This is a genomic window from Kribbella sp. NBC_00482, assembly GCF_036013725.1.
Taxonomy (GTDB): domain Bacteria; phylum Actinomycetota; class Actinomycetes; order Propionibacteriales; family Kribbellaceae; genus Kribbella.
The window spans coordinates 4,898,902-4,917,724 of the sequence record NZ_CP107881.1 but is presented as its reverse complement, the minus strand read 5'-3'; the positions used below and the strand labels follow the sequence as shown (position 1 = coordinate 4,917,724).

General features: G+C 67.7%; 19 protein-coding genes and 2 tRNA genes. 14 read left to right on the top strand and 7 right to left on the bottom strand.

The annotated features are described in order from the left end of the window. Positions 1–9 precede the first annotated feature (9 nt). Entirely contained in the window at positions 10–981 is a 972-nt protein-coding gene (locus tag OHB24_RS24110) for a 2-dehydropantoate 2-reductase (RefSeq protein ID WP_327633094.1), read from the bottom strand. A gap of 177 nt (positions 982–1,158) precedes the next feature. Here OHB24_RS24110 and OHB24_RS24105 point away from each other — a divergent pair, with 177 nt between their 5' ends. Then, complete coding sequence (locus tag OHB24_RS24105) at positions 1,159–1,713, top strand: dihydrofolate reductase family protein (RefSeq protein WP_327633093.1); 555 nt, start codon at positions 1,159–1,161, stop codon at positions 1,711–1,713. A gap of 197 nt (positions 1,714–1,910) precedes the next feature. Next, positions 1,911–2,114: a cold-shock protein gene (locus OHB24_RS24100; RefSeq protein ID WP_130381366.1), complete on the top strand. Its 204-nt coding sequence runs from the start codon at positions 1,911–1,913 to the stop codon at positions 2,112–2,114. Positions 2,115–2,136: 22 nt separating this feature from the next. Here the strand turns inward: OHB24_RS24100 and OHB24_RS24095 are convergent, their stop codons facing one another. After that, positions 2,137–2,616, bottom strand: a complete 480-nt coding sequence (locus tag OHB24_RS24095) for a GNAT family N-acetyltransferase (protein WP_327633092.1) — start codon at positions 2,614–2,616, stop codon at positions 2,137–2,139. A 77-nt stretch (positions 2,617–2,693) separates the two neighbouring features. Between OHB24_RS24095 and OHB24_RS24090 the strand changes: the two genes are divergently transcribed. The 5 genes from OHB24_RS24090 (at position 2,694) to OHB24_RS24070 (ending at position 6,042) form a co-directional block, all read left to right on the top strand. Continuing rightward, a complete protein-coding gene (locus OHB24_RS24090; protein ID WP_327633091.1) occupies positions 2,694–3,587 on the top strand; it encodes a class I SAM-dependent methyltransferase in 894 nt (297 codons plus the stop codon). A 51-nt stretch (positions 3,588–3,638) separates the two neighbouring features. Then, positions 3,639–4,259 (top strand): oligoribonuclease, encoded by a 621-nt coding sequence (gene orn, locus OHB24_RS24085; RefSeq protein ID WP_327633090.1) that lies wholly within the window; start codon positions 3,639–3,641, stop codon positions 4,257–4,259. A 79-nt stretch (positions 4,260–4,338) separates the two neighbouring features. Further along, positions 4,339–4,411, top strand: a tRNA-His gene (locus OHB24_RS24080). Positions 4,412–4,762: 351 nt separating this feature from the next. Beyond that, the gene (locus tag OHB24_RS24075) at positions 4,763–5,251 is read left to right on the top strand and encodes a SigE family RNA polymerase sigma factor (protein WP_327633089.1); all 489 of its coding nucleotides are present in this window, start codon (positions 4,763–4,765) and stop codon (positions 5,249–5,251) included. A gap of 14 nt (positions 5,252–5,265) precedes the next feature. Beyond that, complete coding sequence (locus OHB24_RS24070; protein WP_327633088.1) at positions 5,266–6,042, top strand: hypothetical protein; 777 nt, start codon at positions 5,266–5,268, stop codon at positions 6,040–6,042. A 50-nt stretch (positions 6,043–6,092) separates the two neighbouring features. Here the strand turns inward: OHB24_RS24070 and OHB24_RS24065 are convergent, their stop codons facing one another. Then, positions 6,093–6,704 (bottom strand): MarC family protein, encoded by a 612-nt coding sequence (locus OHB24_RS24065; RefSeq protein ID WP_327633087.1) that lies wholly within the window; start codon positions 6,702–6,704, stop codon positions 6,093–6,095. A 35-nt stretch (positions 6,705–6,739) separates the two neighbouring features. Between OHB24_RS24065 and OHB24_RS24060 the strand changes: the two genes are divergently transcribed. Next, positions 6,740–7,090: a thioesterase family protein gene (locus tag OHB24_RS24060; RefSeq protein WP_327633086.1), complete on the top strand. Its 351-nt coding sequence runs from the start codon at positions 6,740–6,742 to the stop codon at positions 7,088–7,090. On the opposite strand, the gene OHB24_RS24055 is transcribed toward OHB24_RS24060, so the two are convergent. Genes OHB24_RS24055 through OHB24_RS24045 form a run of 3 tightly spaced genes read right to left on the bottom strand, consistent with a single transcriptional unit; the run spans position 7,087 to position 9,897 of the window. Then, complete coding sequence (locus OHB24_RS24055; RefSeq protein ID WP_327633085.1) at positions 7,087–8,079, bottom strand: cation diffusion facilitator family transporter; 993 nt, start codon at positions 8,077–8,079, stop codon at positions 7,087–7,089. The two genes, OHB24_RS24060 and OHB24_RS24055, sit on opposite strands and share 4 nt — an antisense overlap. A 13-nt stretch (positions 8,080–8,092) precedes the next feature. Continuing rightward, complete coding sequence (locus OHB24_RS24050) at positions 8,093–8,713, bottom strand: response regulator transcription factor (RefSeq protein ID WP_327633084.1); 621 nt, start codon at positions 8,711–8,713, stop codon at positions 8,093–8,095. After that, positions 8,710–9,897: a sensor histidine kinase gene (locus OHB24_RS24045; protein WP_327633083.1), complete on the bottom strand. Its 1,188-nt coding sequence runs from the start codon at positions 9,895–9,897 to the stop codon at positions 8,710–8,712. The genes OHB24_RS24050 and OHB24_RS24045 overlap by 4 nt, the downstream gene beginning before the upstream one ends. A gap of 143 nt (positions 9,898–10,040) precedes the next feature. Between OHB24_RS24045 and OHB24_RS24040 the strand changes: the two genes are divergently transcribed. Together OHB24_RS24040 and OHB24_RS24035 are read left to right on the top strand one after the other, a co-directional pair. Next, a complete protein-coding gene (locus tag OHB24_RS24040; protein ID WP_327633082.1) occupies positions 10,041–10,994 on the top strand; it encodes an SMP-30/gluconolactonase/LRE family protein in 954 nt (317 codons plus the stop codon). Between the two features lie 119 nt (positions 10,995–11,113). Further along, entirely contained in the window at positions 11,114–12,202 is a 1,089-nt protein-coding gene (locus tag OHB24_RS24035) for an ankyrin repeat domain-containing protein (protein WP_327633081.1), read from the top strand. Here OHB24_RS24035 and OHB24_RS24030 read toward each other — a convergent pair. After that, a complete protein-coding gene (locus OHB24_RS24030) occupies positions 12,199–13,920 on the bottom strand; it encodes an aminotransferase class V-fold PLP-dependent enzyme (protein ID WP_327633080.1) in 1,722 nt (573 codons plus the stop codon). The genes OHB24_RS24035 and OHB24_RS24030 overlap by 4 nt on opposite strands. A 91-nt stretch (positions 13,921–14,011) precedes the next feature. On the opposite strand from OHB24_RS24030, the gene tenA reads away from it, so the two are divergent. From tenA to OHB24_RS24010, 4 genes are all read left to right on the top strand, one after another. Continuing rightward, on the top strand, positions 14,012–14,674 hold the full coding sequence (gene tenA / locus OHB24_RS24025; RefSeq protein WP_327633079.1) for a thiaminase II: 663 nt from the start codon (positions 14,012–14,014) through the stop codon (positions 14,672–14,674). Next, the gene (locus tag OHB24_RS24020) at positions 14,671–16,218 is read left to right on the top strand and encodes a phytoene desaturase family protein (protein ID WP_327633078.1); all 1,548 of its coding nucleotides are present in this window, start codon (positions 14,671–14,673) and stop codon (positions 16,216–16,218) included. The genes tenA and OHB24_RS24020 overlap by 4 nt, the downstream gene beginning before the upstream one ends. 60 nt (positions 16,219–16,278) lie before the next feature. Continuing rightward, positions 16,279–16,351, top strand: a tRNA-Lys gene (locus OHB24_RS24015). Between the two features lie 478 nt (positions 16,352–16,829). Continuing rightward, entirely contained in the window at positions 16,830–18,770 is a 1,941-nt protein-coding gene (locus OHB24_RS24010) for a LysR substrate-binding domain-containing protein (protein ID WP_327633077.1), read from the top strand. Positions 18,771–18,823 lie beyond the last annotated feature (53 nt).

Genomic DNA, 18,823 nt, shown 5'->3' with positions numbered 1-18,823 from the left:
CCACCTGGCTCAGACGCCGACCTTGCTCGCCAGTAGGTCGGCGACGGCGTGGACCGCGCGGAGGGTGGGGGCTTTGACCCCGGTGAGGTCGGCGAGTTCGACGACCGCGGCGAGGATGACGTCGAGTTCGAGCGGCTTGTCCTTCTCCAGGTCCTGCAGCATCGAGGTCTTGTGCTCGCCGACGCGTTCGGCGCCGTCGAGCCGCTTGTCCACGGAGATCTCCGGGTGACAGCCGAGCGCGGCGGCGATCTCCAGCGACTCCTCCATCATCATCCGGACCATCTGCCGGGTGCCCTGATGCGTCGCGATCTCCACCATCGTCGCCCGGGCGAGCGCGCTGATCGGGTTGAACGCCGCGTTCCCGAGCAGCTTGATCCAGATGTCGTTGCGGATGTCGTTCTCGACCGGGCACTTCAGTCCGCCGGCGATCATCGCCGTACTGAAGGCCGTGCACCGCTCCGACTGCCCGCCGCCGGGTTCGCCGATCGAGAAGCGGGTGCCTTCCAGGTGCCGTACGACGCCTGGACCTTCGAGCTCGGTCGAGCAGTACACGACGCAGCCGATCGCGCGGTCGAGGTCGAGCACCTGGGTGACGGCGCCGCCGGGGTCGACCGTTTCGATCCGGCGGCCCTCGTACGGGCCTTTCAGACCGTGGAAGTACCACCAGGGGATGCCGTTCTGCGCGGCGACAACGACTGTGCGGTCGTGCAGCAGGGGCTCGAGGAGCGGGCCGGCGTTCGCGTACGAGTTCGCTTTGAGGCCGAGAAAGACGTAGTCGACCGGGCCGATCGCGACCGGGTCGTCAGTGGCCGGCGTCCGGGCCGTGAAGTCACCGCGTGGGCTGAGCACCGTGACGCCGTCCGACCGGATCGCTTCCAGATGCGCGCCGCGGGCGACCAGGTGGACCTCTGTCCCACCACGGTGGAGTGCCGCGCCGACGTACGCACCGATCGCACCGGCGCCGAGAACCGCAACTCTCATAAGGGTCCCTGCCTTCCGGGAGGCTTGTATACGGCATACAGTAGGCTGGAGGCTGAATGCGGTCAAGATCACACATCGCGGCAAGCGCTCGCCAAAAAGTTCGGTGCGCAGCGATGAGTCGGGGCCTGCCCGGCGGTACGTACCTGTGTGAATCACTCGACACAGGGAGCAGGAACCATGGGCCACGTCATCGTCACCGGATTCGTCAGCCTCGACGGCATCGTCACCGACCCGGACGGCTCCGGCGGCACTTCAGCCGGCGGCTGGGCGTTCCGCCACGGCCCCGAAACCATCGGCGGGGACAAGTTCCGGCTCGGCGAACTGATGGACACCGGCGTACTGCTGCTCGGCCGGACCACCTGGGAGCTGTTCAGCCGGCTCTGGCCGAACCGCACCGACGACTTCTCGACCCGGATGAACAAGATGGCCAAGGTGGTCGCGTCACACTCGCTGACCGACCTGTCGGTCTTCCCCAACTCGACCCTGCTGGAGGGCTCGCTGACGGACTATGTGCGGACCGAGTCGCGGACCGTTGCGGTGACCGGCAGCCTCAGTGTGATCCGGGCGTTGCAGGCAGCCGATCTGGTCGACGAGTACCGGCTGATGACGTTCCCGTCGATCGTCGGCAGCGGCGAGAAGCTGTTCGGTCCGTCCGATGCGCCCGTCCACTTCCAGCTCGCCTCGGTCGTCCAGACCGGCGCGGCATCGTTGGCGACGTACGTGCGGCCCTAGCAAGTTGCCCGGGTGACGTGGCCGTCGATGGCCGGGTACCCCGGACGAGTACGACTCACGGCGTGGCGAGGGGTGGCTGACGGCTCATCCAGCGTGCTAGGGTTTTGGCTCGATAGCAGTTTTGCAGTTCCACGTTCGTGTCGAAGCGCCCGCGGATTTGTGATCCGCCGGGCGTTTTGTCGTATCAGGAGAAAATCATGGCTTTGGGAACAGTGAAGTGGTTCAACGGCGAGAAGGGCTTCGGCTTCATCTCCCAGGAGGACGGCGGCGCCGACGTATTCGTGCACTACTCGGCGATCCAGACGCAGGGCTTCCGCTCCCTGGACGAGAACCAGCGGGTTGAGTTCGAGATCGCGCAGGGCCCGAAGGGCCTGCAGGCGGAGAACGTCCGCCCGGTCTGATGCTGTAAACGGCAGACCCGGTTCACGCCGGGTCTGCCGTGTTCCACAGGTACTCGCCGTCTTCCAGTACGTCGGTGCGGGCGAGACCTATCGCGGCTGCCACAGCGGCCGATGCGGTGTGGTCCGGATGTACGTGCGCGATGATCCGGCCGACTCTCTGAGCCCGCAGCCAGGTGACCAGTCCCTGGGCTGCCTCCTTCGCGAAACCGCGGCCCTGCCATGCGGTGCCGACCACCCACGCGATCTCCGCCGTACCGTCGATGACGGTCGCCTGGACGTAGCCGATCAGTGTGTCGTCGTACTTGATCACCCAGTTGAGCCACTGCTCGTTCGGACGCCCCAGACCGGCCAGTTGGCGGCGGTAGCGTGCGTCCAGAGCCGCTACGGACGGCGGTTCGCCGCCTGTGAAGGTATAGAGGGCGGGGTCGGACAGCACTTCCGCCATCGGTTCGGCGTACTCGACCTCGAGCGGCAGCAGCGTCAGGCGGTCCGTGGCGATCACTCGCGCAACGGTAATGCCATTTGCCGGACCGGCAACATGAGGTGGGCTGTGCCGGTGCCGGGGACGAGACTGTCGTCATGATCGAGATCGATTGGGCTGGAGAGGCCGGGCGGCTGCGCGCGTCGGCCGAGGGCGAGACCGACTGGAACGCGGCAGTGGCTCGCAGTCTGGTGCGCGACGGCGACAAGGTCGTCGCGGACATCGGCTGCGGCGGTGGCGGGATGGCCAAGGCGCTTGCTGAGGCGTTGCCCGGTACGACGGTGGTGGCGATCGACGCGGATCCCGACGTACTGGAGCAGGCACGGGAGCACACCGCGGGCCTCGTACGGTGTGAACTGGCGTCGATGGACGACGGGGCGGAACCGTTGCGGCGGGCAATCGACGCACCGGCCGATCTGATCTGGGCATCGGCCTCCGTACACCACGCTGCCGACCAGCAGGCCGCTGTGGACGCGCTGGCCTCGCTGCTCGCGCCCGGTGGTCGGCTGGCGCTCGCCGAGGGCGGGCTGCCCGCACGGCACCTGCCGTGGGACCTAGGAGTCGGCGAGCCCGGGCTGGAGCTACGGCTCGACCTGGCGCAGGACCGGTGGTTCAAGGTGATGCGGGACTCGCTGACGGGGTCTGTGCCGATGCCGTACGGGTGGACCGAGGCGCTGACGCGAGCCGGGCTCACTGCGGCGACCACGCGGAGCGTGCTGACCGAGACGCCGCCGCCGTTGCCGCCGGAGCGGCTGGACGGCGTCGTACGCGCGTTCCGGACGCGCATCGAACGGCTCACCGGATCCGATCATGGCCACGGTCATGGACACGGTCACGGGCACGTGGTTTCTGACGAGGAGTGGCTGACGCCGGAGGATCTCGACGCCTGGCAGCAACTGCTGGACCCGGACGGACCGCACTACCTCGGGCGGCGTTCCGACCTCGCCGTACTGTCCGTCCGCAGCGTCCACCTGGGGCACGCGCCGCGCTGACAGGGCACGCCGTCGCCGCACTGTCGGCAGGTCACCGTAAGGTGGGTGCCCATGAACGACCGGCTGGTGTGGATCGACTGCGAGATGACCGGCCTCGACCTGGCGAACGACGCCTTGATCGAGGTTGCGGTTCTGGTCACCGACTACGAACTGAACGTGCTCGGCGACGGGATCGACCTGGTGATCGCGCCGCCACCGGCCGCGCTCGACCAGATGGGTGACTTCGTCCGCGACATGCACACCGCGTCCGGGCTGCTCGAAGAGCTCGCCAGCGGCATCCCGCTCGCCGACGCCGAGGAGCAGGTGCTCGACTTCATCACGTCGTACGTCAAAGAGCCGCGCAAGGCCGCCCTCGCCGGCAACTCCGTCGGCACCGACCGGACCTTCCTCGTCCGCGACATGCCCCTCGTCGAATCACACCTGCACTACCGCAACGTCGACGTCAGCTCCATCAAGGAGCTGGTACGGCGCTGGTACCCGCGCGTGTACTACGCGACGCCGGCCAAGACCGGCAACCACCGTGCCCTCGCCGACATCACCGAAAGCATCTCCGAACTGCGGTACTACCGGGAGACCGTCTTCGTGCCCCAGCCGGGCCCCGACTCCTCCACCGCCCGGGCCGCCGCCAGCCTCGTCGCAGCACCCACCGAGGACAGCACAACCGGCGCCTGACCTGCTGATCCACCCTCGATTTCTGGTCCTGACAGTTCGTCGCTATGATTGCTCAGCCGTCGCGATTCGGACGGCAATGGTGGGTGTAGCTCAGCTGGTAGAGCACCTGGTTGTGGTCCAGGTGGTCGCGGGTTCAAGTCCCGTCACTCACCCGATGGCCGGCCATGTCCGCGAATTGCGCGGACTTGGTCGGCTTCGTCATTTGTGCGGCTGCGCTCCGCTTGCCGCCGGCGGGGGCTCCGCCACCCGCACCCCCTGCGCCTTCGCTTCGCTCGGCTTCGGTGGTCCAGTTCGTCTGTGGGTGACACGCCTCGTGGGAGGATCTACTCGTGAAGTTGAGTGGGAGCGCGTGGTTCGGGTATGGGGTCGTTGTACTGGTGACGTTTGTGGTGGGGTTCTTGGCGTTCTCGGTTTGGGTTCTTTCTAAAGTGTTTTGAGTTGGGTGTGATCTGAGCGCCTCCTCAGTGCGTCTCTTGTGGCAGAGGCAGCTACAGGAGGTGTGGATGGGTACGACTGAGGACTTCGAGGAGTTTGCGCGGGTGCAGATACCGCGGCTTTACCGGACTGCTTGGTTGCTGGCTGGGGATCGGCATCATGCTGAGGACCTGGTGCAGGAGACGTTGGCGAATCTGCTGAAGGTATGGACGCGGATCGACAGTCCTGCTGCTTATGCGCGGACTGCGTTGGTTCGGACGTTTATCTCGCAGCGGCGGCGTCGTAGTTGGTCTGAGCGGCCTACTGCGGAGCTGCCGGAGAGTGCTGAGCGGGTTGGGGATCCGGAGTTGCGGATGGCTCTGCAGAGCGCTTTGGCGGAGCTGGCGCCGTTGGATCGGGCCGTGCTGGTGCTGCGGTTCTTCGAAGATCGCAGCGTCGAGCAGGTGGCGCTCGATCTTGGCAAGAAGACCAGTGCGATCACCACTCGCACCGCCCGCGCCCTGGACCGTCTGCGGGCGGTTCTCGGTGACGGTGCCGACCAGTTGATCGCGCTCTGACGCTGAGGAGAACCATGAACAACCAACTCACCGATTTGATGCACCGGGCCACCGAGAACCTGGAGCCCGTCACACCTGACCTGCTGGAACGCTCCGTTGTGCAGGGGTTGCGGCTGCGGCGTCGGCGTACGGCGATCGCCACGGCGTCCGGTGCTGGGGCCGTGCTGGCCACCGCAGGGCTGATTGCCGGCGGGATTCACCTGGCCGGCTCCCCGGACGCGGCCGTCGCCGGTTCTCCGGTGCCGATCGCCAAGCCCTCGGCCACGGCCACTCCGACTGCCAAGCCTGCTGGGGCGAACCCGAAGCAGACGCTGGCGACGTTGAGGTCGCTGGTTGCGGCGCCTGGCCGGACCCTCTCCAGCCCTGAGACGTGGGGCGGTGGCGACTTCGCCGGTGCGGCGTACGTCGTCAATGACGGCCACGGCGCCGCCCGGGTCGATGTACTGCTCTCCGGCGGGGGCGAGGGGAACCCGTGCGTGCCCAAGCGCACGGGGTGCAGCACCCTGCCTGACGGGTCGGTCCTCTACGTCTCCAAGGAGTCGCCTGAGTACACCGACAGCCGCCAGGCGGAGTACGGCGTCGTCAGCAACTACGTGGTCCTGTTCCGTCGCGACGGCCGCAACATCAACCTGACCAGCTACAACGCCCCGGCCGAGAAGGGCAAGCAGCACACCCGCCCCAAGCCGCTCCTCTCGGTCGAGGACCTCTCGGCCCTCGCAAAGAGCAAGACCTGGAAACTCCCTCCGGTCTCGCCTTCCAAGGGCACCAAGCCTTCCAAGGGCACCAAGTAAAGGTGGGGTGGAGCCCATCGCGTCACTCAATGGAGGACGCGATGGGCTCGCTATTTCGCCGCGAGTACGCCGTGGGTTATCAGCTCGACGCCGATCGCCAGCGTCAGGAATCCGATGACGCGGCTGAGGGCGCCCAGGCCCGTCGGGCCGAGCTTGTCGACGAGCGGCGTACCGAACCGCAGTAGGGCCGCGACGAGAGCAGCCATCACCACCGACGCGACGATCACACTCAGCCGGTTGGTGATCCCGGGGTGCCGCGCGGTCAGGGCGATCACCACGCCGATCGCGCCCGGTCCGGCGATCAACGGCAGTGCCATCGGCGAGAACGACACGTCCGGCTTGGCCGCACCGTGCGTCTTCTCGTCCTCGGTCAGAGTCTGCCGGGCCACGATCATTCCGAAGCCGGAGTGCGCGACCACCAGACCGCCGGCGATCTGCAGCGCGGGCAAACCGATGCCCAGCCCTTCCAGCACGAGCGTGCCGAGCAGCGCGAAGACGGTCAGGATCGCCAGGACGTAGACGCCGGTCATCACCGCCTGGCGTTTCATCGCGGCGCGCTCGACGCCGTCCGTCAGGCCTGCGAAGGTGGCCAACGCGCCGATCGGGTTCATGATCGGCAACAATGCAGCCAACGCCGAAACCGCAACGTGTACGGGCTCCACGGTCGGGAGCGTACACGGCTCAGAGAGGACCTGCCGTGCGCCACGAGGTGACCGCCGCCGACACCGCACTCGCCGTGGGCAGCGGCGACGTCGAGGTCCTCGCGACTCCCCGCCTGATCACCTGGCTGGAGTACACGACCGCCCAGCTCGCCCTGAGCGCGCTCGGCCCCGGCCAGACCTCCGTCGGTACGTCGGTTCGCATCCGCCACCGGCTGCCGACCCGGGTCGGCGACACCGTGGACATCGCCGCGGACGGACCTGAGGTGGACGGTCGGCACCTGCGCTTCCAGGTCCGCGCCACCAACTCGGCCGGCCAACTGATCGCCGACGGCGAGCTCGAACGCGTCGTAGTCGACCGCGAACGCTTCCTCGCAAACGTGCCCTAGATCGGTCGCTCGACGTACCAAGAGGGCAGCTTGCCGGGCTGGAGACTGGTTGCGTCGCCAGGACGGGAGAGGGTGAGGATCGACTGCTGGATCTCCGGGCGGGCGTTCAGCGCGTCCTCGATCGCGTAGAGGCGGGCGGCGACCTCGGACTCGACGTCGTTGCCGACGACGTCGACCGCGGCGACCAGGAAGATCCGGTCGGCGCCGACCCACTCCATGTGCAGGAAGCTGATCCGCTCGATGTCCTGGTGCGCGAGCAGCGCGCGGAGCACCCGGTTCCGGGCCAGCGGCGTGACCGCCTCGCCGGTCAGGAAGTCCATGTTCCGGCTGATCAGGAACAGCGCGACACAGCCGAGCAGGATCCCGACCACGATCGAGCCGATCGCGTCCCAGACCGCGTTGCCGGTCAGTTGATGCATCAGGATCGCGAGCGTCGCGATCAGGATGCCGATCAGCGCGGACAGGTCCTCGACGAACACCGCCCGGAGCACCGGGTTCGACGTCAGCCGGACGTACCGCCACGGGCGCAGCATCCGCTCCAGCGCGCCGGCCTTGGTCTGCCGCAGCGCCTGCGTGAACGAGATCCCCTCGAGCACGAACGAGACCCCGAGCACGGCGTACGCCCAGCCGTACGACGTGCTCTCCGCCTCACCGTTCTGCAGCGACTGGATGCCGTGCCACACCGAGACCGCGGCGCCGACCGTGAACAGCCCGAACGCGGCGAACATCGACCAGATGTACCCGACCCGCCCGTACCCGAGCGGATGCGACTGATCGGCCGGCTTCCGCGCCCGCCGCTCCCCCACCAGCAGGAACACCTCGTTGCCGGTGTCGGCCCAGGAATGCGCCGCCTCCGCCGTCATCGAGGCGGACCCGGTGATCACCGCGACCACCGTCTTGGCGAGCGCGATCAACAGGTTCGCGGCGAGCGCGACCAGCACTGTCAGGAGGCTCTCGCCGCCGGACGCGTCGTCCTCCGAGCTGCTCACAGTCAGACCTTACTCAGCTGACTGGGCGGATGATGCGCTGTTCGATCGCGCGTGCCACGGCCGCTGCTCTGTTGTCCACCTCCAGCTTCGTGTAGATGTGCGCCAAGTGGGACTTGATCGTCGCCTCACTGACATAGAGCTTCTTGGCCATCTCGCGGTTGATCTTGCCGGTGGCGAGCAGGCCGAGGATCTCCACCTCGCGCTCGGTCAGCGTCGGGCCGGAGCGCCGTACCAGTCGTGCGGCGACGGCCGGAGCGAGCACTGTTTCGCCGCGGGCGGTCCCGCGGATCGCGCGGAAGAGGTCCTCCGGCGGCGCGTCCTTCAGCAGGTAGCCGGAGGCCCCCGCGTCGATCGCGCTCATGATGTCGGCCTCGGTGTCGTACGTCGTCAGCACCAGCACGTACGGCGGCTCGGCCAGGGCACGTAGGCGCGCGGTGACCTCGGCCCCACCGGCGCCTGCGCCGAGGTTGAGATCCATCAGTACGACGTCCGGGTGCAGGGCTGCGACGAGCTGTTCCGCGCTGTGCGCATCCGAGGCCTCGCCGACGACGGCCAGGTCTTCCTGGCCTTCGAGCAGCGCCCGGACTCCCGCGCGCACCACGGGGTGATCGTCGACCAGGGCAACCCTGATCATCGGCGTTCCGCCATCGTTGGTGGCGCCATCGTTGGTAGTGGTATCGATGCGGCCAGCGCCGTACCGTCCCCCGGTTCGCTCTCCAGCACCAGCGTTCCTCCCAGTTGTCTCAGTCGTTCCCGGATTCCGGCCAGTCCGTGGCCGCGGTCGGAATCGATCTTGACATGAGATCGCGGAAGGCCCCGGCCGTTATCCACAACGTCGAGAACGACCGCGTCCGGGTGGTACGTGAGCGTCACTACGGCCGCTTTCGCGTGCGCGTGCTCGAGGACATTGGCGAGTGCTCCACGGGCTGTGCGGAGCAGTGCTGTCTCCACCTCCGAGTCGAGCGTGACCGGCGTGCCGTGCACCTGCACGCGGACGTTGAGGTCGGTGTGGGCAGCCAAACGCTCACAGGTCTTGCGGAGTGCGTCCGGTAGACCAGTAACGAGCTCGGCCGGTGCCAGGTCGCGGACCACTCTCCTGGCCTCGTCCAGCCCGTCGCGTGCTGTGGCTGCGGCCTGGGCTGCGTGCTCGCGTGCGGAGGCCGGTCTGTCGTCCCACTCGCGTTCTGCCGCCTGGAGCAGCAGGTTGATGCTCGACAGGCCCTGGGCCACGCTGTCGTGGATCTCGCGGGACAGCCGCGCCCGCTCGGCTATGACGCCTGCCTGGTGCTGCGCGTCGGCCAGATCACCTTGGGCTGCGTGCAGCTCGTCCAGCAGGGCCTGTCTAGCCAGTGCGTCCCGCTCCAGCGCCCGGTAGGCGCCCACGGCAAGTACTGCGACGCAGACCGGGCCCAGCACGATCGTCGGATCCAGCCGGTCGGTCATCCGGGTCCACTGCACCACGGTGACCACCACCATGCCCGCAACGACCAGACAGGCCGGCCGGAACGACAGGATGCGCAGGGCAACGAAAGACAGCGGCACCGCGCACCAGGCGAACGACGGCGCCAGAAACACAAGCACACACCACACCAGGACCAGCAACGCCAGCCAGACCCGGCTGGGTAGCACCCGGTAGGCGGCGTACGTCGCCAGCAGCACCACTGCCCCGACCAGCACCCACGGTCCACGGTCGTCGAACCCGTGACCGGTGAGGTACCGGATCGCCGACGCCAGCACGAGAACCACCAGTGCCGCGTGCAGTGCGGTCACCAGCCGGGTCGCGTGACTCAGGATCGACGGGGTGTGTGCAGTAGACATGTTCAGTTGATCGTAGGCCGCGCAGACCCGGTTCCGAATCATCCGTTCGGCTATCGATTGGTGGCCGAACACCCGTCGTACGGAGAGCCCGGCGGACGGAGGCTGGAGGCAGCTCGAAATCCACCGACCGTTTAGGGGTCCAGATGTCCGTCCGTTCGCTGTCCGCCACCCTCGCGCTGTCCGCCACGCTGCTCGGCGCCGGTGCATCGACGGCCTTCGCCGCCCGGCCGACCACGTACGAGCTGCCCGGTGACGCCGGCGGGTCGAAGTTCGAGGGCATCGGGTACGACGCGCGTACCAGGAACTACTACGTGTCCGAGACCACCGGCGGCGAGATCCACCGCGGTCAGCTCCGCTCCGGCGAGGCCGTCGAGTGGCTGAAAGGCGACGGCACCGACGGCCGCTGGACGGCGCGCGGCGTGAACGTCGACTCCCAGGGCCGGGTGTACGTCGCCGGCGGGCCGAACGGGATCGACCACCCGGGCGCGCCGGACCTGTGGGTCTACGACCGCGACGGGCAGCTGCTCGCCGCGCTGCGGACCGGCGTACCGAACGCGTTCCTGAACGACCTCGTGATCGGGCCGGACGGCGCGGCGTACTTCACGAACTCGAACGCTCCGCAGATCTTCCGGGTCGCCGAGCAGCACGGCCGGTGGACCGTCACGACCTGGGCCGACGCGACCGGGACCATCGAAACGGCGACCGGCTTCAACCTCGGCGGGATCGTGCTGTCACCGGACCGCAGGGCGCTGGTCGTGGCCCAGGGCAACGTCGGCAAGCTGTGGCGGTTCGACCTGCGGACGGCGAGGGCCACCGCGATCGACACCGCCGGCGCGGACCTTGTGAACGCTGACGGTCTCGTCCAGCAGGGCAACAGCCTCTGGGTCGTGCGCAACTTCTCCAAGGTGCTGAGCACGCTGCGGCTGTCGGCCGACGGCCGGACCGCGCGCCTGGTGTCCGCGACGCCGACCGACCCGGACCGGGTGCTGACAACCGCGAAGCTCGCCCAGGGACGGCTGCTGGTGGTCGACAGCAAGTTCGACGAGGCGACCGCGGTCCCGCCGTACCAGGTCATCACCCTCAACCCGCGCCGATGAAGGGCCGTCCGATCGCCGTGGTCGCCATCCTGCTGATGGCGGTGACCACCGCGTGTTCCACTGAGACCAGCAGCGCGCCTGCTGCATCACCTACTAGTTCGCCCTCTAGGAGTGCCGCTGTGCCGTCCACCGTCGACAGTCAGCTGATCGCCGCCGCCTGGAAGAACGACGTGGCTGAGGCCAAGCGCCTGATCACTGCGGGCGCGAACGTCAACGCGGTCGACGACTCCGTCCAGAGCGCGTTCCTGATCGCCGCGAGCGAGGGCTACCTCGAGCTCCTCGACCTGACGCTCGCTCACGGCGCCGACGTCCGCAGTCTCGACAGCTACGACGGTACGGCGCTGATCCGGGCGGCCGAGCGCGGTCACGCCGCCGTGGTCGGCCGGCTGATCAAGGCCGGCGTGGCGGTCAATCACGTCAACAACCTCGGCTGGACCGCCCTGCACGAGGCAGTCATCTTGGGCAAGGGCACGCCGGCCTACGTCGACACCGTCCGGCTCCTGATCGCCGGCGGCGCCGACCGCACCAAGCCAGCCGTCAACGACGGCGCCACACCGGTGCAGGCAGCGAAGGACCGCGGCCAGACAGCGGTCAGCGCCGCACTCGACACCCAGGCGAAGGCCGACGCGCTGCTGGACGCTGCGTCCACCGGCGACGCAAACAAGGTCGCGGCGGCGCTCGCTGCCGGTGCACCGATCGAGTCCCGCGACGACCACCGCCGTACGGCGCTACTGCTGGCCGCACTCAACGACAGGGTCGAAGCGGCCAGGCTGCTCGTCGCACTCGGTGCCGATCCCGACGCCCAGGACGACCGGCAGGACTCCGCGTGGCTGGTCACCGGTGTCACCGGGAGCGTGACGATGCTGGAAACACTCCTGCCCGCGAACCCGGACCTGACCCTGCGAAACCGCTTTGGCGGCGTCTCGGTCATCCCGGCGAGCGAGCGCGGCCACGTCGACTACGTCAGACGGGTCGTCAAGACGAAGATCAACGTCAACCACGTCAACAACCTCGGCTGGACGGCCCTGCTCGAGGCGATCATCCTCGGCAAGGGCACACAGCAGTGGCAGGACATCGTCAAGATCCTCATCGACGCCGGCGCCAACCCCAACCTCCCCGACGCCGACGGCGTCACCCCCCTCCAACACGCCAAGTCCCACGGCCACAACGAGATAGCCAAAACCCTCCGCACCGCCGGAGCACGCTAGTCGCGGGTGAGGCAACGCGACGGGAGTTCGAACCAGCGGAGGTGGTCGAAGTCGGTGTTGACGTGGCCCTCGGGGTCGGTGCGGTCCTGCTGACAGGTGGAGAGCAGGTCGCGGGCCTCGGCGAGGTAGTCGTCGAGGGCGGACTCGGGAGCCGTGTGGTCGTGGCGCGGATACCTGAGCTTGCCGTCGGCGTCGTACCCGACCTGCGAGAGCCGCATCGGCGGCTCGACCGGGCCGCGGTGGTGCCGCCACAGGCCATTGGCCGGGTCGAAGCGGTAGTCACCGAGCAGCCGCCACCCCTCGCGGGCAACGAGTTTGACGGCCTCGACGACGTACGTGAAGACGGCGTCCGAGATGAAGTAGTTGAAGTTGACCCGCACCCAGCCCGGCTTGATCCCCTCGCAACCGTGCAGGATCTCCTCCTCGAACTCGTGCGACCGGTCGAGGTCGATCCCGAGCAGGGTGTGACCGTACGGGCCGGCACACGAACAGCCGCCGCGGGACTGGATGCCGAACAGGTCGTTCAGCAACGCGACCACGAAGTTGTGGTGCAGATACCGCCCCGACGGCGCCTTGACCACGAACGACACGATCGACAACCGCTCGGCGTCCAGGTTGCCGAGGATCTGCAGGTTCGGCTCCGCCTTCCACGCCTCGACCGCGCGCCGCAGGTACGCGTCCTCGTGCGCGCGGATCACGTCGATTCCGACCGCCTGCTTCAGCTGGAACGCCAGCCCGGCGCGGATCGACCCGATGATCGCCGGCGTCCCGCCCTCCTCGCGGTGCACCGGGTCGTCCAGGTACCGATGCTCGAGCGGGTTCACATACGCGACGGTGCCCCCACCCGGTACGTCGGGCACCCGGTTGCGGAGCAGTTCGCGGCGCGCGACGAGTATGCCGGGCGTCCCCGGGCCGCCGATCAACTTGTGTGGGCTGAGGAAGATCGCGTCCTTGTACGACAACGGGTCCTGGTCGCGTCCGCCGTACATCTCGATCTCGACGTACGGCGCGGCCGCGGCGCAGTCCCAGAACGACAGCGCGCCGTACCGATGCAGGAGGGCGGAGACGCGCCGCGTGTTGCTGACGATGCCGGTGACGTTGCTCGCCGCCGAGAACGAGCCGATCTTCAGCGGGCGGTCGACGTACTCGCGCAGTCTCGCCTCGAGCTGGTCGATGTCGATATGACCGTCCGTGTCCTGAGAGATCACCACGACGTCGGCGATCGACTCGCGCCAGGGCAGCTCGTTCGAGTGGTGCTCGTACGGGCCGATGAAGACGACCGGCCTCTCCTCCGGCGGAATCTGGTCGATCAGGTGGTACTTGTCGTCGAGCTCGGCCGGAATCCGCAGGCCCATGATCCCGATCAGCTTGTCGATCGCCCCGGTCGCGCCGGAGCCGCAGAAGATCAGCGCGGTCTCGTCGTCGCCGCCGACGCTGTGGTGGATGATGCGCCGGGCGTCCTCGCGCAGCCGGGTCGTCTGCAGACCGGTCCCGCTCGACTCGGTGTGAGTGTTCGCGTACCGCGGGAGAACCTCCTCGCGGATGAAGTCCTCCAGGAAGGTCAGGGCGCGCCCGGAGGCGGTGTAGTCGGCGTACGTGACGCGGCGCGGACCGTACGGCCCGGGCATCACCTGGTCATCGCCGATCACCGACGCCCGGATCCGCCGCAGCAACGGCGACTCCGGCGGCATCCCTTCTGATTCCCCCTGGATACTCATGTCTCAGAGTATGGCCAGGAAGTGATCTGCGTCTCGTTCTGAGTGCGTGCCCTCTGGATAGGGTCGGTGCCAGTCGATGGCGAGGAGTGGGATGACGTTTTCCAGCGAGCTGTGGGACCGCGGGGGCGCCTCCGTGTACGACGAGATCGTCCGGCACCCGTTCATCACCGGGCTCACCGACGGCACCCTCGACCACGATGCGTTCCGCTACTTCATCGTCCAGGACAGCCACTACCTGCGCGCGTATTCGCGGGCGCTCAGCCTGGTCGCCGGCCGCGCACTCGACGAGGACGCGGTCAGCATGTTCGCGCTGCACGCCGCCAACGCGATAGCGGTCGAGCGGGAACTGCACACCTCGTTGCTGGCGTCACTGGGGCTGACCGCGGAGGACGTCGACACGGCCGGGTCCGGTCCGACCACCACGGCGTACATGTCCTATCTGACGGCTGTGTGCGCGACAGGTACGTACGCCGAGGCCGTGGCCGCCGTACTGCCCTGCTACTGGATCTACCGGGACGTGGGGCGGGAGCTGCTCAAGAGGTCGTCACCGGACCCGGCGTACCGGAAGTGGATCGAGACGTACGGCTCCGAGGAGTTCGACGCTGTCGTCGAGTCCGTGCTCGCCGTGACGGACGGGCTGGACGTGGGAGCCGCGGAGCGGGAACGTTGTCACCAGCACTTCGCTATGACGTGCCGCTACGAATGGATGTTCTGGGACGCCGCGTACCACAAGCTCGATTGGCCGGTGGGATGAAGGACTTCTACGACGTCGTCATCGTTGGCGGTGGACACAACGGTCTCGTCGCTGCCGCGTATCTGGCGCAGTCCGGGCTCTCCACGCTGATCCTGGAGCAGCAGTCGCACACCGGCGGCGCAGCGGTCAGCGAGCGCGTGTTCCCGGGTGTAGACGCGCGGCTGTCGCGCTACTCGTACCTGGTCAGTTTGCTGCCTGACAAGATCGCCGCAGACCTCGGCCTCAACCTGGAGCTCCGGTCCCGCGCAGTCGCGTCGTACACCCCGGTACGCCGCTCTGGACGCGACGTCGGCCTGATGATCGAGCGGCCGGAAGGCGCCGGTACCAGGGCCTCGTTCCGTGCACTCACCGGGAGCGACGCGGAGTACGAAGCGTGGACGGACTTCTACGGCTCTGTCAGCTCGCTGGCCGCTGCTGTCGCTCCCACTCTGCTGGAGCCGCTCCAGTCGGCGGCCGACCTCCGCTCACGCGTCGACGGCGCACTGTGGGACGAGCTGATCGAGCGGCCGCTTGGCGAGACCGTCGAGCGGCGCTTCGCCGACGACACCGTCCGTGGCGTCGTCGCGACGGACGGCGTCATCGGGACGTTCGCCGGGCTGCACGACGAGTCACTGATCCAGAACAGGTGCTTCCTGTACCACCTGATCGGCAACGGCACCGGCGAGTGGCGGGTACCTGTCGGCGGCATGGGCGCAGTCACTGACGCACTGGCAGCTGCTGCGCGGCGTGCTGGTGCCGCACTGGTCACCGACGCAGCAGTCACCGCTGTCGAAGCAGACGGGACCCGTGGATCGGTCACGTGGCTCGGTGGCGACGGTGAGCGATCCGTCGACTGCTCTTGGGTGCTGTCCAACGTCGCGCCGTCGACGCTGGCAGCACTGCGTGGTCAGACCGGTGTCGAGAAGCCGGAAGGGTCGCAGCTGAAGATCAACTTGCTGCTGCGTCACCTGCCGGCGCTGAAGTCCGGTGACGACCCAGCGCGGGCGTTCGCCGGCACGTTCCACATCGACGAGGACTACAGCCAGCTCGAGACGGCGTACCGATCCGCCGCGAGCAGCGAGCTGCCCGCCGTACCGCCGTCCGAGGTGTACTGCCACTCGCTGACCGACCCATCGATCCTCTCCCCCGACCTGGTTGCCTCCGGCCACCACACCCTGACCGTCTTCGGCGTGCACTTCCCGGCTCGTTTATTTGCCTCCGACAACGATTCTGCGCGGGCCGAGTCCACGCGGCGCGTGCTGGCCGGGCTGGAGTCGTACCTGGCCGAACCGCTCGAGGACTGCATCGCCCGGGACGCCGACGGCAACCTGTGCATCGAGGCCAAGACGCCGTACGACATCGAGGAATCCGTCGGCATGCCCGGCGGTCACATCTTCCACGGCGACCTCCAGTGGCCCTGGGCCACCGACCCCTCCGACGCCGGCCGCTGGGGCACCGAAACCGACGTCGCCAACCTCCTCATCTGCGGCTCCGGCGCCCGCCGCGGCGGCGCCGTCTCAGGCCTCGGCGGCCACAACGCAGCCATGACCATCCTCACCCGCTAACCGATTTCGCATCTCCCCGATCCCCCTGCTACGATCCTCTTCGTTCGAAAGCAACACCAAGCGCCGCTAGCTCAATTGGCAGAGCAGCTGACTCTTAATCAGCGGGTTCGGGGTTCGAGTCCCTGGCGGCGCACAAAAGCCCAGGCCACCAAGGTGCCCTGGGCTTCTTGGTGTCTGCCGCGCACTCTTTACGCACTCATTTGCTCCTCGAGCTGATCTCCGGGCCGCTGGCCTCGCGCGGTCCACCGGCTCGGGCAACCTTCATCTGATCGTGACTGTGCGTCACATCACAACGTTTCGCATCCTTACCGAATCCCCAGGTTCACGCGACCGACAGGCGTTGAGCTGCCAACCATCACACCGGTTGGAGGCATGAGATGCCGAGGCCACCACTGCCCATCGGATCCTGGGGACAGATCTCCACCTGGGTCACTCAGACCGACGACAACGGCAAACCCGTCAAGCACAAGTCACAAGCCAAGTTCCGCGACCACGACGGCCACGTTCGGCCGGTCTCCGCCTACGGCAAGACCAAGACCGCCGCCGAGCGGGCCCTCCTGAAGAAGCTCCAGGACCGCGCGAAGACCAACCAGTCCGGCGAGCTGACCGCGATGCACAAGATCTCCGACCTCATCGACCTGTGGGAGAAGAAGTTCGAAGAGCGAGTCAGGGACGGCAAGCGATCCCCGACCTCCCTCGAGACCTACCGACGCGTCATCAAGAACCACATCCGGCCCGCCTTCGCCGAACTCCGCATCGGCGAAGCCACCACCCAACGCATCGACACCGCCATCACCAACGTCAAGAACCGCACCGGCGCCCCCACCGCCAAAACTTGCCGCGCCGTCCTGTCCGGCATGATGAAAATCGCCGTCCGCTACGGAGCCATCTCCGTCAACCCGGTCCGCGAGAACGAAAGCATCGAAGCCGAACCCAAGAACCCACCCCGCGCCCTCACCGGCGACGAAGTCACCCTCCTCAGAAAGCACCTCGCCGCCAACGACTACGCGGTCCGCACCGACCTCCCCGACCTCGTCACCTTCATGCTCGCCACCGGCGTCCGCATCGGCGAAGCCCTCGCCGTCCGCTGGTCCCAAGCCGACCTCGAAGCCGGCACCGTCGAATTCACCCACACCATCGCCCGCCTCACCGGCCACGGCCTCATCCGCAAACGCCCCAAATCCAAAGCCGGCGAACGCCTCCTCCACCTCCCCAACTGGGGCCTCGCTATCCTCCGCACCCGCCACGCCGCCGGCATCCGCCTCGACAACCCCATCTTCGCCGACACGATCGGCGGCTACCGCGACCCCTCCAACACCCGCCGAGCCCTCCGCACCGTCCTCTCCCCCGTCGGAAGCACCGCCCGCCGCGACCTAGGCCTCACCCTCCGCGCCCTCCGCCGCCAAGCCGGTCTGACGCGCAAAGATGTCGCCGAACTTCTTACCTGGCCGAAGACCCGGATGGAGCTCGTCGAAACCGGCCGCATCAAGGTCGACCACCAACTCGTCGCAGACCTGGTCAAGATCTACAAGCTCACCCTCGACCACTCCCCCGACCTACTCATCCGGGTCGACCAAGCCACCCAACCAACCGAGTCCGACAAGCTCGCCTGGATCAAATCCCACGCCCTCCGCAAAACCACCGCCACCGCTCTCGACCAAGCCGGCCACACCGCCCGCCACATCGCCGATCGAGGCAGCCTGGTGGGGGCCGCCGACGCTATGCACATCACCCAACCCGTGGTGACCCGCGGCCTGCGTGAGGTCGAGGACATCTTGGGGGTGAGCCTGTTCGACCGTGGCCCTCGCGGCGTCACGCCCACAGTGTTCGGCGACAGCTTCCTCGAGCATGCCCGTGCAGTCCTCGCCCAACTGCGACAGGCCGGCCAGCAGATCGATCAACTTACCAACGCCGACCTCGGGACAGTCACCGTTGGCACCCACTTGGCCGGGTCGAACGTGTTACTCCCCCGAGCGATTGCTGCACTCAAGGCGGAGCACCCAAGGCTGACGGTGGTAGTACGCGAGGCGACGCCTGACATGCTTCAGGCGGCGATTCTTGCCGGGGACTGCGACCTCATTGTCGGACGGCTGACAGGGAAGGCGCCGAGCAGCCTCGTCCAGCAAATGCTCTACAGCGAACCGGTGCGCCTCGTCGCCCGGGAGGGTCATCCGGTCCATGCGCTCGACTCTCCGACGCTCATGCAGTTGGCCGACTACCCGTGGATCTTTCCGGTTGAGCAGACCATCCTTCGAAGCGAACTCGAGGACTTCTTCGTGCATGAAGGCGTTCCGATCCCCGCCAATCGGATCGAATGCACATCCATGCTGACCCTGCGCGAACTGCTGATCTCAACAGACGTCATCGCAGCACTCCCGATGCTGATCGCTGCCCAAGACGACAACCTCAAGCTCATCAGCACCCACCTGACCTCGATCCGAAGAGCGGTCGGCGTGACCATGCCCGCAGACCGACCGTTGTCCCCCGCGGCGAACGCCCTCCTCGCCTCCCTCCGCGACGAGGCCACCGGCCTCGCCAAACGAACGGCGTAAGCGGTTGAACGCGGCGGTCCGCCAGTGGGGACTCCGTCGCACAGGGCTCCATG